18 protein-coding genes are annotated in these 20,605 nt (G+C 37.9%); 2 read left to right on the top strand and 16 right to left on the bottom strand.

The annotated features are described in order from the left end of the window. Positions 1-141: 141 nt before the first annotated feature. From ACQKMV_RS08295 to ACQKMV_RS08325, 7 genes are all read right to left on the bottom strand, one after another. The gene (locus ACQKMV_RS08295; protein ID WP_427503340.1) at positions 142-1,689 is read right to left on the bottom strand and encodes a fatty acid--CoA ligase family protein; all 1,548 of its coding nucleotides are present in this window, start codon (positions 1,687-1,689) and stop codon (positions 142-144) included. A gap of 431 nt (positions 1,690-2,120) precedes the next feature. Then, a complete protein-coding gene (locus ACQKMV_RS08300; RefSeq protein WP_427503341.1) occupies positions 2,121-4,055 on the bottom strand; it encodes an FtsX-like permease family protein in 1,935 nt (644 codons plus the stop codon). After that, the gene (locus tag ACQKMV_RS08305) at positions 4,027-4,803 is read right to left on the bottom strand and encodes an ABC transporter ATP-binding protein (protein ID WP_427425854.1); all 777 of its coding nucleotides are present in this window, start codon (positions 4,801-4,803) and stop codon (positions 4,027-4,029) included. Before ACQKMV_RS08305 ends, ACQKMV_RS08300 begins: the two co-directional genes overlap by 29 nt. 12 nt (positions 4,804-4,815) lie before the next feature. After that, positions 4,816-5,250, bottom strand: a complete 435-nt coding sequence (locus tag ACQKMV_RS08310; RefSeq protein WP_427503342.1) for a hypothetical protein — start codon at positions 5,248-5,250, stop codon at positions 4,816-4,818. Between the two features lie 11 nt (positions 5,251-5,261). Then, positions 5,262-6,245, bottom strand: coding sequence for a sensor histidine kinase (locus ACQKMV_RS08315; protein WP_427503343.1), 984 nt, complete (start codon positions 6,243-6,245; stop codon positions 5,262-5,264). Beyond that, complete coding sequence (locus ACQKMV_RS08320) at positions 6,245-6,949, bottom strand: response regulator transcription factor (RefSeq protein WP_427503344.1); 705 nt, start codon at positions 6,947-6,949, stop codon at positions 6,245-6,247. The genes ACQKMV_RS08315 and ACQKMV_RS08320 overlap by 1 nt, the downstream gene beginning before the upstream one ends. Before the next feature lie 256 nt (positions 6,950-7,205). Beyond that, positions 7,206-8,198: a lipoate--protein ligase gene (locus ACQKMV_RS08325; RefSeq protein ID WP_427503345.1), complete on the bottom strand. Its 993-nt coding sequence runs from the start codon at positions 8,196-8,198 to the stop codon at positions 7,206-7,208. A 144-nt stretch (positions 8,199-8,342) separates the two neighbouring features. Between ACQKMV_RS08325 and yhfH the strand changes: the two genes are divergently transcribed. Then, positions 8,343-8,468: a protein YhfH gene (gene yhfH, locus ACQKMV_RS08330; protein ID WP_012292204.1), complete on the top strand. Its 126-nt coding sequence runs from the start codon at positions 8,343-8,345 to the stop codon at positions 8,466-8,468. Between the two features lie 248 nt (positions 8,469-8,716). On the opposite strand, the gene ACQKMV_RS08335 is transcribed toward yhfH, so the two are convergent. From ACQKMV_RS08335 to hemE, 9 genes are all read right to left on the bottom strand, one after another. Then, positions 8,717-10,906 carry a YhgE/Pip family protein gene (locus tag ACQKMV_RS08335; RefSeq protein WP_427503347.1) on the bottom strand — a complete coding sequence of 730 codons (2,190 nt, stop codon included), beginning with the start codon at positions 10,904-10,906 and terminating at the stop codon, positions 8,717-8,719. 127 nt (positions 10,907-11,033) lie between these two features. Further along, a complete protein-coding gene (locus ACQKMV_RS08340; RefSeq protein ID WP_427425849.1) occupies positions 11,034-11,606 on the bottom strand; it encodes a TetR/AcrR family transcriptional regulator in 573 nt (190 codons plus the stop codon). Between the two features lie 138 nt (positions 11,607-11,744). After that, positions 11,745-12,257 (bottom strand): FixH family protein, encoded by a 513-nt coding sequence (locus tag ACQKMV_RS08345; RefSeq protein ID WP_427503348.1) that lies wholly within the window; start codon positions 12,255-12,257, stop codon positions 11,745-11,747. Between the two features lie 3 nt (positions 12,258-12,260). Continuing rightward, positions 12,261-13,649: a sensor histidine kinase gene (locus ACQKMV_RS08350; RefSeq protein ID WP_427503349.1), complete on the bottom strand. Its 1,389-nt coding sequence runs from the start codon at positions 13,647-13,649 to the stop codon at positions 12,261-12,263. Continuing rightward, a complete protein-coding gene (locus tag ACQKMV_RS08355) occupies positions 13,646-14,329 on the bottom strand; it encodes a response regulator transcription factor (RefSeq protein WP_427503350.1) in 684 nt (227 codons plus the stop codon). Before ACQKMV_RS08355 ends, ACQKMV_RS08350 begins: the two co-directional genes overlap by 4 nt. Further along, positions 14,326-15,291, bottom strand: coding sequence for a YncE family protein (locus tag ACQKMV_RS08360; protein WP_427503351.1), 966 nt, complete (start codon positions 15,289-15,291; stop codon positions 14,326-14,328). The genes ACQKMV_RS08355 and ACQKMV_RS08360 overlap by 4 nt, the downstream gene beginning before the upstream one ends. A 321-nt stretch (positions 15,292-15,612) precedes the next feature. Beyond that, the gene (hemY, locus tag ACQKMV_RS08365) at positions 15,613-17,040 is read right to left on the bottom strand and encodes a protoporphyrinogen oxidase (RefSeq protein WP_427503352.1); all 1,428 of its coding nucleotides are present in this window, start codon (positions 17,038-17,040) and stop codon (positions 15,613-15,615) included. Between the two features lie 14 nt (positions 17,041-17,054). Next, positions 17,055-17,975: a ferrochelatase gene (gene hemH / locus ACQKMV_RS08370; protein WP_427503354.1), complete on the bottom strand. Its 921-nt coding sequence runs from the start codon at positions 17,973-17,975 to the stop codon at positions 17,055-17,057. A gap of 152 nt (positions 17,976-18,127) precedes the next feature. After that, complete coding sequence (hemE, locus tag ACQKMV_RS08375) at positions 18,128-19,177, bottom strand: uroporphyrinogen decarboxylase (protein ID WP_427503356.1); 1,050 nt, start codon at positions 19,175-19,177, stop codon at positions 18,128-18,130. A gap of 233 nt (positions 19,178-19,410) precedes the next feature. On the opposite strand from hemE, the gene ACQKMV_RS08380 reads away from it, so the two are divergent. Next, entirely contained in the window at positions 19,411-19,929 is a 519-nt protein-coding gene (locus ACQKMV_RS08380) for an antibiotic biosynthesis monooxygenase family protein (RefSeq protein ID WP_427503357.1), read from the top strand. Positions 19,930-20,605: the final 676 nt, after the last annotated feature.

A 20,605-nucleotide genomic window follows, 5' to 3' on the forward strand; every position in this document is an offset into this window, starting at 1 on the left:
TCCCCTAATCAATTGAACTTTTACGGGCAGTTAATCTCCCACTTACATTTATTGCTTCTCTTAAATCTTGAAATGTGAGTCTAACTGTTCATTTATGCGGTATAAAAAAAGCTACTATTTTTCAATAGTAGCTACTGTTTCTTATACTTTTTCTTTTAATGAACGGCGCAAAATTTTTCCTGTCGTATTTTTAGGTAATTCATCTATAATCTCAATTACTTTAGGAACCTTGTATTTCACCATATGCTTTGCACAGTATGCGAGAAGGTCTTCAGTTGATGTTGCATCTGCATCTTTTAAGACAACATATGCATGAACTGCCTCACCTAAGTTAGGGTCTGGGTAACCTACAACTGCCGCTTCAACGATGTTATCATGAGCAAAGAGTACTTCTTCTACCTCTCTTGGATAGACGTTATATCCTCCTACAATAATCATATCTTTTTTACGGTCAACGATGTAAAAGTACCCTTCGTCGTCCATTTTTGCTAAGTCCCCTGTGTATAACCAGCCATCACGTATAGCCATCGCTGTTTCTTCCGGTAATTTATAATAGCCCTTCATAACATTAGGTCCTCGTACAATTAGCTCTCCTACTTCGCCAATGGGCACTTCTTGTCCATTTGCATCCACTACCTTATTTTCAACATTGGAAATGGATGTCCCAATAGAACCTGCCTTACGGTCACGATCCAATGGATTAAAGCACGTTACTGGTGAAGCCTCTGATAAGCCAAAGCCCTCTGAAACACGCACATTAAATTTCTTTTCGAAATTATGTAATAGTGCTACAGGTAAAGACGCGCCACCTGAAATTGCTAAACGTATGGATGAGAAATCTTCAGGGTTGCCTTCAGGTAATTGATACAAGAAGTTATACATAGTTGGCACACCAGCGAAGACTGTTGCTTTTTGTTCCTTTGTTATTTTAAAGATTTCAGTTGGACTAAAACGTGGTACAAGTAAAATCGTTGCTCCTCTCAATAAAGGTGCATTGGCAACGACAGTTAACGCGAATACATGGAAAACTGGTAATGTCGCAATAATACGATCTTCTGCTTTATAGCCCAAATAATGCGCAACATCTCGTGCATTGGAATAGATATTTCCATGAGTCAACATTGCACCCTTTGGAGTACCGGTCGTTCCTGAAGTATATAAAATAATTGCATTATCATCGTCAGCTACTTCTACTGGTTGGAGAGAGTCAGATGCACTAGCGATTACTTGTGAAAATAAATGGATTTTTGCCTTTGCCTCTTCGGATAAAGTAGTTACTTTTTCAGCAACATCTGCTGTTGTTTCACAAATAACAAATGTTTTTACTTTTGGAAAAGCATGTACACCCATTTCTACTAATGGAAGAAGTGCGTCAAGTGCAATAACAGCTTTTACATCACCATTATGCAAAATATACGAAATTTCATCTGGTGTATAGATTGGATTAATTGGAATTGCCGTTGCCCCTAAACGCATTGTTGCATATAACGCAATTAAATAATGTGGTGTATTGCCGAGTAAAAACGCCACATGGTCCCCTTTTTCTACCCCTAAATCTGCTAACCCCTTCGCAAAGCGACCAACTGTGTGTTCAAATTCACCGTACGTCGTATTTTTCCCCATAAAATGATACGCAATTTTATCCGGTTGCTCTAATGCTTGTTGACGAACACTTGAAACTAAATTCAATTACACCATCCCCTTTATCGTATCAATTTCGCCTTGGCGTAATTGCCGCTGACGCTTTGCTTTCGCGCAGATAAACAATGCGTCCGGATTTTGAATTGTGTTTAGGCCTGCACGATGCAGGTCAGTTAGCCGTTTTCGCAGGATGCGAAGGCTTTAGGCTAACATCCTTTATTCATTCCTTTTAAAATCCGTGACATCCGCCGGAGGCTTTATCTTCATTCAGTAGATGTATGGACATCCCTAAAAAAAAGGAATCACACCCAAATCCATCTCACCACCTCAGAGGTGGGAGTCTACTACTGAATGAAGATAAAATGAATCATTATTCAGTAATATTATATAAGAAATATATCTAAAAGACAACGAAACTTTTTATTTCATGTCATAAATTACGTCAAATAATTCATTTTTTTCTCTTTTATACACTTTTATTACGAACGAATATGCGAGATGTAACGCCAACGAATCAAATAAAAATAGACTACTTGTATTAAAACAAAAAAACCAAAAGCAAAGAAAACTTCTTTTACAATGGAAATATTAGCAATATCCTTCAAGATGCCTTGAACCATAAGAAAAGCAAACATGCTATGCAACATTGCAATACCCCATGGTAAGAAAAATTGTGGGAATAAATGACGATTCACAAGCTTTTTGAGCTCTGTATCTGTTAAGCCCATTCGCTTTAAGACATCGAATTTACGTTTTTCTCTTTCAAGAGAAGTATGCAGTTTAAAGTAAACGAAACTACCTGCTGCTAATAAAAATACCGTTGCTACCAAGACCCCTACTAATGTGAATAATGAGTAGGTAGCTAATATATAAGAATAATTTAATCCTGCATTTTCAAAGTAAAATGGGCTAAATCTATCCTTCTTATAAAAATATTGAGATGCTGCTAACTCGTCTATGCCCTTGCCAATATCTTTCGTTTCCATCCACTGAGGAATATAGAAGGTAAATAAATGATAGGTTGGCTGCACAACGTCTTTATCGGCAATCGGCTTTACGAGCTTTACAAAATCCTCATCGCTTACCACTATAGAATTAACGCTAACAATAGAGCCTGGGAATACTATTTTAGGATATACGCTATCAATTGTTATCGGGATAGAATTTTCCTCTAATACCGTATGCACAACTTTATTTTTTAGCTTTTTTAGGGAATCTTCCGAGTATGGTATAAACACTGCCTCCCCTGAAGCCAAATCAAGTAATGGGTAACTAAAGGAAGACAGCAATACATTCATATCTGATTCCCTAAAAACCTCAACCTCATTGTGAGAATATGAAGATGTTTGCTTGATGACAACAAAGCGAGATAAATGATAGGACAAACCCTTCTCCTCTAATTGAATTCGTAAAGAGGCGATATGATTTCGCTCATATGGATTGTCGACATCTCCCTTATAGACAAGCCCTAGTGGATTTAAACGGTCATATTGTATTGTATATGAAGACATCGTTGCTAAAACACCGACCGATAAAAATGCCATTGTCGATACCATCGTTACCACAAAAAACATTTTCACATTGTCCATCATAATATGAGTTTGCTCAGCTAACGAAAGAAGGCGATAGCGTTGCCAATGAAATTTACGTTTGCCCCGTGCTTTATCTAAGAAGCAAGGTAAAGAATCACTGAAAAAATAATATGTTCCAAAGGTTGCTAAAAACGGGATTAACAATGCTAAACCGATCCAAGATGTATTCGATACGATAAACGCTAATACGTATGCTGATAAAATAAGAGCAATACCAAATACTGCACGGATTTTAGAATAAGTTGAAACACTATTTAAATAGTCACTTCCCTTAAGGAGATCGCGCAATTTTCTTTCACGTGTAAAATACACACTAATAAAGGAAATGACCACAAAAGCACTTGTGAAGACACCAATTGTCAGTAAAAAGGGCTGCCATGAAACATATAAGGGTAGCGCATTTAAATGTAAAATTTCTCGGACAATCATGAAAAAGAATTTCGAAAATGAGAAACCAAATATAATTCCAACAAAAATAGAGCCCGATCCAATAATCATTGTCTCCAAAAAGACAAGCCTATTCATCTGGCGTTTTTCCATTCCTAAATGTAATAAAATTGCAAACTCATGTGATCTTGCCTCTAAAAAAGCACTCATCGAGTAATATAAAAAGAATAATGTAAAAAGGACGAGTACGATTTCCGCACCAACCATCCCAATTAACGATGCTTCTCCTAAAATTCCTTGCTCAATATCCGGATGAAACATGAGCATTGAATAGATAAAAAACACAGCCACAGAAAAAAAGCTTGCCATGAAAAAGGCACCGTATATACGGCTGTTCCGTACGACATTACGGTAAGCGAATTGTCGAAAGGTCACCTACTTGTCCTCCTCCTAGTAAGCTCAAAACATTTAAAATTCGTTGGAAAAACATTTGACGACGGTCATCTTTATGAATTTCATTGAAAAATTCTCCATCTTTAATAAATAACACGCGATCACAGTAGCTAGCTGCAATTGGATCATGTGTTACCATAACGATTGTCGTTAGTTTATCCCGATTGATTTTTGTTAAAAGTTCAAGTACATCACGCGAAGAATTCGAATCCAAATTTCCGGTCGGCTCATCTGCTAAAATGAGACTTGGATTATGAATAAGTGCTCGACCAATGGCTGTTCTTTGTGCTTGTCCACCTGATATTTCATTTGGGCGTTTGTGCAAGAAAGAGGTTAAATCGAGCTTTTCCACAATGCTTGCAAGACGCTCCTCCATTACTTCTAATGGCTGTTGGTCTAACGTAAGTGGCAGCACAATATTCTCTTCTACTGTCAGCATATGCAATAGATTAAAGTCCTGAAAAACAAAACCAAGCTGTCTTCTTCTAAAATAGGCTAGCTCAGTTGCATTCAGCAAATGAGGATTCATGCCATCTAAAATGATTTCTCCACTCGTTGGTTCATCGATCGTAGAAATGATATTCAATAAAGTTGTTTTTCCACTTCCTGATGGGCCCATAACTGCTAAAAACTCACCTTCCTCCACATCAAAGCTTAGTTGATTTAGTGCACGATGAGTTACTTTGCCTTCATATACTTTCGTTACGTCTTTTATTTGTAAAATAGGCATACCTTGTTCACCTTATTTCTTGATTAATTCCATGGATTCTGGTAAAAGCCATTGCAATACTACTTCAAAGCCAATTTGAAAATGCGGCTCTGTTAATGTTTCAGTTGACTTATTACCATCCTCCTCCACTAGACTAAAGCAATGCGAACCAACAATTACATCCCAGGCATCCATTTCACCTTCAATTATTTCTCCACAAATCGTATAATGCCCACTGTACATCACTTGTTCACCTTCTACAGGAAAAGCATTAAGTAAAGTTGGTTTATGTAAGTCTAGCCCAAGCTTATTCGAAAAATGCATTACCTCTTCATTAAGCAAAAAGCTAGCCTTACGGAAATTTTTGCAGGATAAACACTCACAAACATCGTTATGCGATTCGTATAGTGCCGCTGTTTTTTCAGTCTCTACATTTAAAACCCATTCATCCAAACTTACTTTCATCATTTCCGATCCCCCTAATTTGTAAATGTCACTGTCACAATCGTTCCTTTTCCTACCTCTGATGTAATGTTTAATTCGTGACCGAGTTTTTCACAGATTTCTTTCGCCAAATATAAACCCATCCCTGTGGATTCCCCTGTTTTACGCCCATTCTCACCAGTAAAAAAGGCTTTAGTGACCCGAGAAAGATCGGAAACTGGAATACCAATTCCTTCATCACAAATGGCTAACTGTACATAGTCATCCTTTTTAATAGCAGAAATCACTATTTTTTTATTAGCCTCAAAAGTATATTTAACCGCATTGGTTACGAATTGCCCGATAATAAAGCGAAGCCATTTTGAATCACTTGCAACGATCATGTCATCTTCAATATGAATTTCTGGGAAAACTTGCTTCGTAATAAATAAACGTTTATTTTCATTAACAGTTGCCGTAACAATTGTTTTTAAAGTAACCTGTTCTACTTGCATATCATCTTCAAAATTTTCTAATCGAGCATTCACAAGTACCATATCCAAGCCTCTACGTAAGCGGTCAATTTCCTCCTGCACATTCTTTTTATCGAGAGGACGCTCATCCTGTAATAAGAGCTCAATAACAGAAATGGGTGTTTTCATCTGATGAACCCATTGATTAACAAACTGATCATGGCGTTTTTGGCCTGCATATAACGATTGGAGCTCATGCTTATATAGTCGATATAGTTCATGCATATATTTCTCAACCTGTATCGCCTCAGGTGTTTTAGCATTTTTTTGCAACACATCCTCCATTGTTTTAGGAAGCTGCGATATTTTTAATAAGTAACGTTGACGCATTAAATAACGGATAAGTAAAAAAGAGGCTAACAACACTAAACTAATACAGAAGGAATAAATAGCAGTATCAACATTTCGAAAGCCGTCCAACCAATATAAGACCATGATAAAGCCGACTAATAAGAACTGGAATACAATGAACGATGCGTAATCACGCAAAAATAATTTCCAGCCCACTATATCTCACCTGCACTTAATATAAAGCGATAGCCTGCTCCACGTACCGTTTCGATAGAAGACGTAATATGATAATCAGCTAGCTTCTTACGTACTCGTGTCATATTGACGTTCAATGTATTTTCATCAACAAATGCCTGATCGTCCCAAAGCTCTTCTAACAGTTGTTCACGCGTCACAACTTTTGGAGCATTTCCCATCAACAGTTCTAAAATGATACATTCTTTTTTCTGAAGCGGAATTTCTAAATCATTTTTATGAAGCTCCATTCTTTCTAAATGAAGAACAAGCTGTCCTTGTTTAATTGTCCGTTCCTCTTGTCTTGCTGCATATTCACCATATGTACGACGCAAGTGGCTACGGATTTTAGCCAGTACAATCTCATAATTAAATGGCTTCGTAATGAAATCGTCGCCCCCATTTTCAAGCGCAAAAATTTGATCCATTTCTCCAGAGCGAGCTGAAATGAAAATAATTGGACAAGTTGTATGTTGACGTAGTTGGCGACACCAATAGTAGCCATCGTACGAAGGTAAATTTATATCAAGCAACACCATATGTGGATTAAATTCTGTAAATTCTTCAACGAGATGATCAAATTCTCTAATTGTTTCAACTTCGTATTGATATTTTCTAAGCGTTTCTGCGAGCAATGATGCAATCTTTACATCATCTTCGACAATAAATATTCGATGCTTCTCCATACCAACACTCCTTTCTATCTTATATTGTATCAAAAAAAGGTCCGTCGACATAACTGTCAGCGAACCTTTTGTAGCAGGTGTGTTAATTAACCATTTTTATCCACTCTGATTAATTAGAAGGCTCTGATTTCCGCTACGGGCTACTCGCTTTGTCGGAACGGAAATCAACCACACGTTATGGAACGGTTCCATTTTGAAAAAGTGTGTACTCTTATATCTCAATAAGGACATTTGCCAATTTCTACACAAGCTCTTCTTAATAAACTAATTGTAAAAACTCTTCTGTCGTAATTCCACCGAAGTATGTTGGAATATCGATATCCGTTAGCGCCTCAGCAATTGCAGTTCGATCATAGTTTGTCCCAACTAAACGTTGTTCAACATCTGCCATGTCGCCCACACCGAAGAAATCACCAAAAATATGCGCTTCTTCAATAATTCCTTGATTCACTTCTAAGCGAATATCAATGCCTCCTGTTGGGAAGCGATGTGTTTTTTGAATATTAAAGCGTGGTGATTTGCCATAGTTCCATTCCCACGTTTGGTAACGCTCAGCAGATAGCTTGTGGATATTTTCCCAATCTTCCTCCGTTAACTCATAATAGCGAATATTTTCTTCACCACCGAAGATGGATTTTAAAATTTCTAGGCGGAATTCTTCAACTGTCATCTTATCCTTTAAGAACTCTGAAATATTAGCTACTCGTGAACGAATCGATTTAATGCCCTTTGATTCGATTTTATCTTTCTTCACCTTTAATGCAGATACAACAGCATCAATTTCTGTATCAAACATTAAAGTACCGTGGCTATACATACGGCCCTTTGTAGAAAACTGTGCGTTCCCAGAAACTTTACGTCCTTCCGCTAAAATGTCGTTGCGGCCTGAAAGCTCAGCGTGAACGCCCATTTTTGCGAGTGCATCTACGACAGGCTGGGTGAATTTTTTATAATTCATAAAGCTATCACCATCGTCTTTAGTGATAAAACTATAGTTAAGGTTCCCTAAATCATGATACACTGCGCCTCCACCAGAAAGACGTCGTACAACGATTATGGCATTATCCTCCACGTAATCTGTATTAATCTCTTCGATAGTATTTTGATTTTTACCAATGATGATTGAAGGCTGATTTATGTAAAAAAGTAGCACTGGCTCCTTCTCAACATCCATCGTTTTTAATAAATACTCCTCAATGGCAAGATTAATGCGTGGATCATGAATCCCTTTATTATCAACGAATATCATAAATTACGTTTCCTCCTTCACAAATTATACATAATTATTTTAACGTAAATTAGGCATTTTGTGTTGACGAAAAGCATCTGTTATAATACACTAGAAAATATCAAAACAGTAATAGTACAGATGAACTTAAAGGAGGAGTCCACAATGTTAGAAAATGTAGTTGAATTTTTCAAGAACCTACCTGCAAAGCAATGCACAGAATGCGGTGAAAAAATTGAAGAGCAAAGTGAATGCTACAGCAACACTTGTGAAAAATGTAACCACCTATAAACATTTGCCTATTCTGTAATTGTCATATACGTGCCCCACACGTACTAATAATGACAACCCTCATCATACTTTGATGAACCCTTAATTAAATCTCTTACACTTACAAGACAGCAGCTGATACGCTCATATCAGCTGCTGTTTTTTGTATGATTTTTTTGTAAGTGGCGATTTTTTGTTGGAGCCGAGCAGTTCTCATTCAACTACAAAAAAACACCCACCAATATTGATGGGTGCAAAAAATCCTATTTTTAGTTCTCTTCGGCTACATTTGAGTAACGTTTTGAGTGTAGTAACATGAAGTAACCGAAAGTAATAGCTAAGAATGCTACTAGGAAGCCTGCTAGAATTCCGTAGTTTTGCATTAAGAATGATGTATCACCAGTTGAGATACTCGCTTTAAATGCTGAAACAGTATATGTCATTGGTAATAGTTTATTAAATACTTGTAATGGTGATGGGATTAACTCAAGTGGGAATGTACCCGCACTTGTTGTAAGTTGTAAAATCAATACAATAATCGCCATGAAGCGTCCTGGATCACCGAAAATAGATACTAACATTTGAATTAAAGCTAGGAAAACATAGCTTGTTAATAATGCTGTTAGGAAGAAGTAACCTAAACTGTATACTTCAAGACCTAAGCCCCATTTTACAATAACCACTGTTAATATAGTTTGAATTAAGCCAACTATTGCTAAAACTGAGATTTTACTTGTAAACCAAGCTGCCCCATTTTTCGGACGAATCGCTGGTTCCACAAATGGGAAAACGATAGAGATCATTAAAGCACCAACGAATAAGCCTAAAGAGATAAAGTATGGTGAGAAACCTGTTCCATAGTTAGGTACATGGTTAACAGATTCTTTATCAACCTCAACTGGGCTACCTACCATATCATAAGTGTCTTTATTTACATGAACTTCTTTTGCTTTTTCACTTGCTTCACCTAGTTTGCTAGATAAAGTTGATGTACCATCTACAAGTTCAGTTGTACCATCAGCAAGCGTTGCAGAACCTGCTGCTAATTCACCTGATTTAGATGCAAGTGTTGTTGTACCTTTATTCAATGTTGTTGTACCACTTGCTAGCTCATTTAACCCTGAAGCTAATGTTTTTGAACCTGTTACGGCGGTCTTAACACCAGCATTTAATTCACCTAATTTTTGAGCTAGTGTTGCATTACCAGCTTGAAGACCTTTTGCTCCTTGGACTAACGCACCACTTTTTGATGTTAACTCATTAGCACCTGCTAACACTTGTGATTGACCTGCTGCAATTTGTGATGCACCAGAACTTACTTGTTTAGCACCAGCTTGTAGTTTTTCTGTACCAGCAGTTAAAGAACCTAAGCCATTATGCACGCTTGCACTTCCTGCTTGTAGCTCTGCTAATGTTTGTTTTAATACTGCCGCTTGTTCTTCAGGCAATGAAGCCATCATGCCTTGTAATTGATTAGATAAAGCAGTGATGCCTGCTTCTACTTTTGCAGAACCCGCTGTTAATTGGCCTGCTGCACCATTTAATGCGCCTGCATTATCAGCAATTGAAGCTGCTCCTGCACTAATTTGTTGTTGTTTATCGTTAATGGTAGCTAAACCTGCTTGAACCTTTGCTACACCCTGTGTATATTGTGATACACCTTGCTCAAGAGATGTTGCTCCAGATGCTGCTTGCTGTGCACCTTGTTGTAACTGTCCAGTGCCGTCTTGTATTTTTACTAGACCAGTAGATAAGTCATTTGCACCTTTTGCAGCGTCTCCAGCACCTTTAGTAATTTTATCTGTACCATTCGACAATTCAACTGTACTTGATGCTAGTTGCTCTAAATAACCTTTTAAATCTTTTGCACCTTTTGATAAAGTTTTAGCACCTTCATCTAGCTTACTAGAGCCATCAGCAGCCTCCGTAAAGCCATCTCCCATTGTTGTAATAGAATCAAATATTTTTTCAGCATAAGTAGTTGAAACTTGTTTATTCACTTCCGCACGTATTTTTTCCATTGCTGAATCACCAATTTGTGCACTAAGGAAGTTTAATCCTTCATTTGGAATATAATTCATGACTAATTTAGAAGGTTTGTCATCTAATAACGTAGTCGCATGCTCAGAAAAATTTGTTGGAATTTCTAGAGTCATATAATAATCTCGGCCATTTATGCCTTTTTCAGCTTCTTCTTTGGATACTTCAATGAATTTAAATTGCTCACTCTTGACGAGATTATCGACCAAGTCATTCCCTAAATCTAATTTAACGCCTTCCATTTCAGCGCCCTTATCTTCATTGACAACAGCTACTGGTAATTTCGGCAGGCCTGCATATGGATCCCAGAACGCCCATAAAAACATGCCTGCGTACATGACTGGGATAAATAATACAGCGATTATTGAAACAAGCATTTTTCTTGTTTTAAAGATTTTCAGCCACTCAGCTTTAATCATAAGTTTTCTTCACTCCTATACCATTTGACCAAAAACGTCATTCAGTCATTTTTATTCAAAAAAATCTACAACCTTCACAGGGTTTAAAACCCCTAGACTATCATTGATTCGCCTTCACTCAGCCGAATCAAGTTAAAATTAGCCCACGGAAGATTGTTTGCTTAAAAAGATTTAGTATCTTTTCTTCTGGAATAATGTCGCCATGTAGTTCATGCCAATCAACGACAAATGCTAGATACGCCTTTAGCAACAGAAAGCTTACTAATTCTGCATCACAGTCTCTAATTTCTCCTTTATCGATACGTCTTTGAATTAATTCAGCAACATAGGATAAAACTTCAGTCTCAATGCGAACTAATACTTGTTTAACTGCTGGCGTTCGTAGCTCCTTTTCTTCCTCTAATAACTTCGCAAATAAAAGATGTTTTTCACGGAACTGTAGCATTTTCATTAAAGCATTGTGTGCATTATCCATAAAGCTAGCTGATGCATCCAACACTGCATCTGCTTCTGCTTGCATCTCCCGTATAAGTGACATAGCTATCTCTTGAAATAAAATTTCTTTATTTGCAAAGAATGTGTAAATCGTCCCTTTACCGACATTGGCGATTTTAGCCACTTGCTCCATCGTTGTTGCTTTGTAACCAAACAATGTAAATGATTTTGCAGCTGCTTCAAGAATTTCCTGCCTACGATCCATTAGTAACATCCTTTCTTGTTAAGTTATGTACATGCCTTTGTACACTAAAATGATAATGACCAGAAAACCATTTCGGTCATCTGGTCATTATCATATTCCTATTTTAATAATAATGCAAGCATTTAATGATGATTTTTTTCATTTTTTTTCGTGATCATTATGCTCAGAAGTATCATTACCATGATTCATCATGTTATGATCCATGCTGTTGTTATTTGCTTTTTCATCCTCTGGTAAAACTTTCGTCATATCGGGGCTTCCAGCAGTAATTTGTTGCTTCGGCATACTATGAACACCATTGCCTGTAGTAGTATGAGCATACATATAATATACACCATCGTGGTCAAATTTAGTCGTCGCTTTATAAATACCCTCTTTCTCTAATTCGCCGCTAACCATTTGCCCTTGATCACGTTTACCTGATTCCCATACTTCGAATTCCACAACTGCATCATCCAAGTTTTTTCCACCTTGTACAACATGTGCAGCAAGTTCAATCGTTTCATTGATCTTTACTTCTTTCGGTGTTAAAATTTCAACTTCTGGTATTTGAGCTACTTCAGGCTCTGGTAAAGCGGCAGGCTCTTTCTTTTCTCCGCAACCTACTAATAAAGCAGGTACTGCGACTAATGCCAATAACCATTTCTTCATGTTTTACTCCTCCATTAACGGCAATGTAATTTTCACAACTGTGCCTTTTTCAACTTCACTTTCAATCTCTATCTTGCCATGTAACTGCTTCAACAATTGTTCAACAATCGACAAGCCTAGTCCACTGCCACCATCTGCTCGACTCCGTGCTTTGTTAACACGATAAAAGCGTTCTGTTACATGCAATAAATCCTCCTGTGGAATACCAATTCCATAATCCTTTATGGTAATTTGCGCACTGCCATTATCTTCAAAAGCAGTAATTTCAACCTTTGACTGCTCATGCGAGTAATTAATGGCATTTTCAATTATATTAATAATAATTTGTTTCAGCTTTACTTCATCAGCTTTGATGATTAATGCATCATCAGTATCCAAATGGAGCGCAATGTTCTTCTTCTCTGCCTGATGAGTTAATATTTTTTGAACCTCACGTAATGTTTCGGCAAGAGGAATAGGATATAAAGTAATTTCTGCTTGTTCATTTTCCATACGAGCAAGTTGAAGTAGTTCGTTCGTTAAACGTTCCATACGATTTGCCTCACGGACAATCAGTTGGATCGTTTCCTCTTTTTGATTTTCTGGAATAATGCCATTCTGCATTGCTTCACTATACCCTTTTACATAGCTAATTGGTGTCCGTAGCTCATGTGAAACTGTAGCTAAAAACGTTTTTTGAGCCTCATCCTCTTGTTGTATCGCCTCTGCCATTGTATTAAAGGTGCTAGATAATTTTCCGATTTCATCTTTTGAATTAACCGGCACACGTGTTCCATAGTTTCCGTATGACATTTGCTCAACGGCTCTTTGTAAATTGCTTAACGGTCGCATAATATGACGAATTCCTTTATAAATTAAATAGCTGATGACAATTAAAAATATAAAGGCACTGACAAATAAGAAAATGACTTCATTATTCGCTAACTCACTAATTTTTGCTAGAGGGAAGTAAATATAAATAATGCCTTCAAGCCTATTTTGATCTACTAGCGGAAATACTACAGAAATGAGCTGTCTATCAAATCGGGGCTCATACCCAATTTTTTGTACATATTCACCTGCAAGTAATTGCTGTCGCTCTTCTGAACCAATTAATGTTTCGAAATCAATATCAAACGGCACACAGGCACTTAGTTCTCGCGGATTTCTTACTGCAAAAATATTCAAATTTGAGAAATTGGCATAATGTTCAATATCAGCAATAAATTCATCCGTTACCTTACTACCGTTATACATCGTCTGCAGCTTGGTCCCTACTTCTACCATCGTTTCTTCTGTATCTTCTACATAAAGTCTTTCATATAAATAATTAGTCAGGACATACATAAAGACAACGGTAATGATTAAAAATGCAAAGATTAATAACCAAATGCGTGTTGAAATCTTTCTCATTCGCCAGGATCAAAGCGGTAGCCCACTCCCCAGACGGTTTGAATATGCCCCGCCGCTTCCTTCCCAAGCTTTATACGTAAGGTTTTTATATGAGTGTCAACAGTTCTTGTTCCCCCTATATAATCAATATCCCAAATGCGTTCTAGTAATTGCTCCCTTGTATACGCATTCCCAGGATTTTTCATAAATAAATGTAATAGTTCAAATTCCTTTAAAGTAAGCGGAACACTCTTTCCATCTACAGATACCTTTCGTGCAATCTCATCTATTTTAATAGGTCCTAGCACCACACATTTTTGCTGCAATTCTTCAATATCAGTACCACTTCTTCTTAACACAGCGTGGATTCGTGCAACCAGTTCATCGTTTGTAAAGGGTTTTACAATATAATCATCTCCGCCAATTGTTAGGCCTTTAACTTTATCCTCATTTGCATCACGTGCTGTCAGGAAAATAATTGGTATATTCGACATCGCACGTATGCTTTGACAAACCATAAAGCCATCTTCATGCGGCATCATCACATCAAGTAGAACTAAATCGATTTTTTCACGTACAATAATATCATAGGCTTCTGTACCACTTGCTGCTGTTAAGGTCTCAATCTTTGAATTATTGAGCATCATTTCTATTAAATTGCGCATATCTTGCTCATCATCAACAATCAATACAGTTGTCACATTTCTTCCTCCCTCACTAACAGTTGAAATGCACCTTTCCCCACATCAACTGTTTTTTTCACCTGACCTTCTTTTATGAAATACAAAGTATGGTCATCATAGCCAGCGACAACAATATAATCTTTAAACTGATTTACAACAAATGGATTAGCTCCTACCTCTTGTTGCCATTTCACATTTCCATTAAAGTCGGCAACATATAATTCATTCCGACCATGACTAACAACGAGGACAGCATCCTTTGTTTTGGTTAATCCAACAGGCATCAAAGGCATTTCTATCTCACCATGTTGGACTCCTGTCAAAAGATCATATTTTTTAACAGAGCTATTCGGTTTACTTCCTTCTCCATGACCACCAATCCATAGTTCATTTGCCTCTTCAATAATTGCTATTCCATGTGATGATTTTTGAATCGGCCACTCTTGCTCAACCTTTAGATTCTCAATATTCAACACCGATAATTTAGTATCTTTATAATTAATCACATATAGCTTATCTTTATAGGCTGCCATTGACATCGGATAATTACCAAGCTTCTGTGTTGCCAGTTCGTTGCCCTTCTCATCAAAGCTTGTCACTGTATTTGTTTTGCTATTCGTAATAAAAAACTGTTTTTTATTCTCAGCATAATACGCATTCGTTGTACCAAGATGGACTTTTTTGGAATAGAGCTTCTTTCCGGTTGATAATGTATAGACGTCAATCTCATTTAATTGATGGCCATACAATAACACACGATCATTTTCGAGTAGTATTGCTCCTGAGTAAGCTTTGTCAAATAACCAAGTTGCCATCACTTTACCTTGTTCATCTATAAAATCTAGCGAAGGCTCTTGTATATTTAAGGACGCAATAAAATTCCTATCGCGTTCAATAGGCTCAAACGATTTCTCCGTACATCCTGCTAGCCATAAAAGCTGGACTAAAGAAAAAATGAAGAATGCCCATTTTTTCAACATCATCACCTCTGTTTCTTAACTATACTTCACAATTGTGAAATTCACGTGAAACTTGAGAGGTAAATTTATGACAAAGAAAACTAGCAAATTTCACGATCTACGAGCATTAATCCAACCAAAAAATATAGTAGCATCATATACTACAACGATTATGATAAGGAGGAATCAACTTTTTGTTGTCAATTAGTTTATGTATGAAAGTGAAAAATGAAGAAGACGTCATCGATAGATATCTTGCATTATTGAACCTCCATTAAACAAAAAAAGTAGTACAAACATTGATTTTCAAGTTTGTACTACTCATTAATAAGTATCTATTCCTTATAAATTCTTAAACAATTCCTTTACTATCTCGTCAGCAACATTTTTACCCTGCTCAACGCACTCAGGTATTGATATTCCTTCGAAGGAACTTCCCGAGAGCTTAACAATCGGAAAATGTTCAAGTAATTCTTGTTTTACACGTTCTATCTTCGCTTCATGTCCTACCGTGTACTGTGGCATGGCATTTTTCCAGCGAGAAACTACGGTCATTAACGGTTCTCCATCAACACCAATTGTTTTCATTAAATCCTGCAATACGGTCTTTTCAATTTCAGTATCGGATAGTGCTACAATTGCCTCGTCGCCCACTCGGCCAATATAACTACGTAAGAGCACGTAATCATCTGGTGTTGTGCCAGGCCATTTTCGATTAATCCATGTACAGGAAGTTATTGAAAAATCACTATTTCGGGAGACAAAAAATGATAATGCATCTAGATCACCCAACTGATCTTTTTTAAATGCCATTGTCACAGTAGCAATAGTCGCTGCTTTCATCGTACCTAATTCAGTTAATAATTGGTGTTTACTGAACATTTTTCTTGCCACATTAAATGGTGTAGCAATAATAACAGCATCTGCTTTTAATTGTGTAAAGTTGTTTAACATAACTTGGACAGTACCATCCTTACCATGCTCAATTTCCTCTACTTTAACACCCTTCATAACTGTCCCAGGAAGTAGTGATTCTTCAAGTTTTTCGATAAGCGTCTCAAGACCATTATTAAATGTTTGAAAAATCCCCTTATCTTTCGTCATGAGATTGTTACTTAAAAAATTCGCACCAGACTTTTTCATACCAATAAGTAAGCTACGATATTTTTGTTCTAATCCATAAAGCTGTGGGAATGTTGAGCGCATGCTTAACTGCTCAATATCACCAGCAAATGTTCCTGCAAGTAATGGCTCTACTAGATTTTCCACAACTTCAGCACCGAATCTTCTTCTAAAAAATCGTCCTAATGGTTGGTCATCATCCTGTGCAGAGCGAGGGATGAAAAAGTCCCCCGCTGCACGAACTTTCCCGCTAAGTGAAAACAAACCTGATGTAATAAATGACGAAACATGTGGTGTAGCTCCAGACAAAAGAGTACTCGGGATTGGATACAACTGACTACCAACAGCAACGTAAATCGGTCCTGTATTGCTTGTAATCATTTCCTGTTCAATGCCTAAATCCTTTGCCAAAGCATATACATAGTTCTCACGATCAAAAAAAGATTCTGGCCCGCGTTCGATTATAAAGCCATCTTTTCTTAGTGTTTGTATTTTTCCGCCAAGACGTAATGACGACTCGACAAGTACGATATCTAACGGCAATTCTTTTGCGCTTGCTTCTTTTTGCAAATAGAACGCAGCTGTGAGGCCAGTAATGCCACCGCCTACAACAACTACCTTTCGTCTTTTCTGAGTCACCAACATCATCACTTTCTTTTCGCTTAGCTTAATTTTTTATGAATGGCATCAACCATTGCATCAATAAATAACGGGTGTGTATTTGGCATTGCTGGACGATAATAGTTCGCGCCAAGTTCATCACAAACAACTTTACATTCATAATCGTTGTCATATAAAACTTCTAAATGCTCTGTTACAAAACCAACTGGTGTATACACGAAAGAACGGAAGCCCTTTTGCTCGTAAAGTTCACGCGTTAAGTCCTGAACATCCGGACCGATCCATGGCTCAGGTGTTTGCCCTGCTGATTGCCAGCCAACTTCCACATTCTTTACACCTGTCGCTTCTTTGATAAGTTGAGCCGTCTCTATTAATTGATCTTCATAGGGATCGCCCAACTCTTTAATTTTCTCTGGAAGTGAATGTGCAGATACGATTAAACATGCTTTTTCACGTTCTTCATTAGACATTGCATTAAACGTTTCATTCACTTTAATTTTCCAATACTCAATGAACTTTGGCTCATCATACCAGGATTCCACAGAAGTAATTGTTAATCGATCTCCAGCTGCTTCTGTTGCACGACCATTATATGATTTAATGGAGAACGTTGAGAAGTGAGGAGCTAATACGATAGAAACCGCTTCTTTAATTCCTTCTGCTACCATTCCTTCAACAGCATCTTCAATGAATGGGTGGATATGCTTTAAACCGATAAATAGTTTGTATTCCACATTATCTTGTACTTCATTTAAACGTGCACATAATGCCTCAGCCTGCGCTTTAGTAGCAGCAGCAAGTGGCGATAAACCACCGATAGCTTCATAACGACTGCGTAAATCTTCTAAATGCTCTTCTGATGGTTTGCGACCGTGGCGAATATGCGTATAGTACGGTTCGATGTCTTCTTCTTTATAGGGTGTTCCGTATGCCATAACTAATAAGCCTTTAACTTCTTTCATTATCCTTTTCACCTCTAAATAATAGTTAAATATATCTTTGGTCGTACAGTATGTGACAAAAAGAAGCTGTCCAATTCATTAGGTTGGACAGCACCCTTTCTACGATGAAATCGAGATATCATTCATAGAAAAGAATATGAGATTTAATATCTTTAAAAACGTGCTTGAATTTGTTGAGCACTATACTCATGAATAAGAGCTGTTAAACGTTTTAACACTTCTGGGTCTACCTCTGGGAATACACCATGACCTAAGTTAAAGATATGACCTGGCATTTCTAAGCCTTGATCGATAATATCTTTCGTGCGCTTTTCAATAATTGACCAATCAGCAAGTAATAGTGATGGATCTAAATTGCCTTGTACTGGTTTAGTTATACCGTTTGCACGTGCTTCTTTAATTGGTAAACGCCAATCTAAGCCAACAACATCAACCGGTAAATCGTTCCACTCTTTCGCTAAATGACTTGCACCGACACCAAACTGAATAAGTGGCACATTTTCTTTTCTCAGCTCGGCAAAAATACGTGTCATAATCGGTTTAATGAAAACACGATAGTCTTCAACATTTAAAGCACCTACCCAAGAGTCAAATATTTGGATAGCTTTTGCTCCCGCTTCTACTTGAGCAGAAATATCAGAAATAATCATATCAGCTAGCTTGTCCATTAATGCAAACCAAGCTTGAGGCTCTGATACCATAAATGATTTTGTTTTATTATAGTTTCTTGAAGGACCACCTTCAACCATATAGCTTGCGAGAGTAAATGGTGCACCTGCAAAACCGATTAGAGGTACATTCAATTGTTCCTCAGCTAACAGCTTTATCGTTTCTAAAACGTACGGTGTATGTTCTTTCGCATTGAATTCCCCTAGTTTTTCTATATCAGCGATTGAGCGAATAGGATTTGAAATGACAGGACCTACGCCTGCTTTGATTTTTACATCTACCCCAATACCAGGAAGTGGTGTTACTATATCTTTGTATAAAATCGCCGCATCAACATTGTAATTTTCTACTGGTAATCGCGTTACATATGCACAAAGCTCAGGTTGAAGTGTAATTTCCTCTAAAGAATACTTTTCTTTAATCGCACGATATTCTGGCTGAGAGCGTCCTGCTTGTCGCATATACCATACTGGTGTATGTTCAGTTCTTTCTCCTCGTGCAGCACGTAGAAGAGTATCATTAAAAGTTGTCATGAATAGTTCCTTCCCCTCAATAAAATTCATATCGTAAAATTCTCTTGTTTATTCCGTTATTATTGATATCCGTTTTCAATAGTAAACGCTTCCTCTGTAATTGTATAGTTTTCATAGGGAAATGTCATAAAATTGTTCTTTCTAAGGGATTTCTTTTTTGACAAAGCTATAGACTTACACTTAAATGGAGATAATCACGCTATATTATGAAAATTCATAAGGAGGGCAATATTATGTATATTTATTTAACATCTGGTACAGGTGATTTTTTAGAACAATTAAAAAATAAACATACAAACGAAGTAATGATTTTAATACACGGAGAAGGAAACTCTGTGCTTATACATGAAACCGAAGGAAAATCTGTCTTTGCCACACCACGTAAATTCGAGGTGTTAGATTCAGTAAATGATATAGAAGAACGTGGCTTCTTTGTATTCAACAATATTCCCGTTACAGATGAAGGTCGACCAGTTTTTGAACATCGCTTTTTAAATAGAGCACGTGCTATTGAAGATGAACCAGGCTTCGTAGCATTCCGACTACTTCGTCCAGTAAATAGTGAAACATACATTGTCATGACACAATGGAACGGTCCTCATTCGTTCGAAGCATGGAAAAGCTCAAAGGCCTTTGCATCAGCACATGCTGAACGTAAAGAATCAACAGGTGTGAATCAGCAAAACATATTCTCAGCAGCTTCCTATGTCACAACCTACAGTGCTGCTCCGAAGGAAGAAAACGAAGATTAGTTAAGGCGTGAAGGGAGTCATTGCTTTTCGTGGGTATTCCTCGGGTGCGCGGGTATTCGATGCTCTTCCGCGGGTATTCTACTCGCATTCGCGGGTATTTCCTGTTCTTCCGCGGGTATTCCCCGGGTGCGCGGGTATTCGATGCTCTTCCGCGGGTATTCTACTCGCATTCGCGGGTATTCGCTGTTCTTCCGCGGGTATTCTCCTCGCATTCGCGGGTATTTCCTGCTCTTCCGCGAGTATTCCCCGGGTGCGCGGGTATTTGATGCTCTTCCGCGGGTATTCCCTGGATGCGCGGGTATTCGATGCTCTTCCGCGGGTATCCCCCTCGTATTCGCGGGTATTCGATGCTCTTCCGCGGGTATTCTACTCGCATTCGCGGGTATTTCCTGTTCTTCCGCGGGTATTCCCCGGGTGCGCGGGTATTCGATGCTCTTCCGCGGGTATTCTACTCGCATTCGCGGGTATTTGATGCTCTTCCGCGGGTATCCCCCTCGCATTCGCGGGTATTCGCTGTTCTTCCGCGGGTATTCCCCGGGTGCGCGGGTATTCGATGCTCTTCCGCGGGTATCCCCCTCGTATTCGCGGGTATTCGCTGTTCTTCCGCGGGTATTCCCCGGGTGCGCGGGTATTCGATGCTCTTCCGCGGGTATCCCCCTCGTATTCGCGGGTATTC

This window comes from Lysinibacillus sp. NPDC094403, assembly GCF_050278745.1.
Classification (GTDB): Bacteria; Bacillota; Bacilli; order Bacillales_A; family Planococcaceae; genus Lysinibacillus.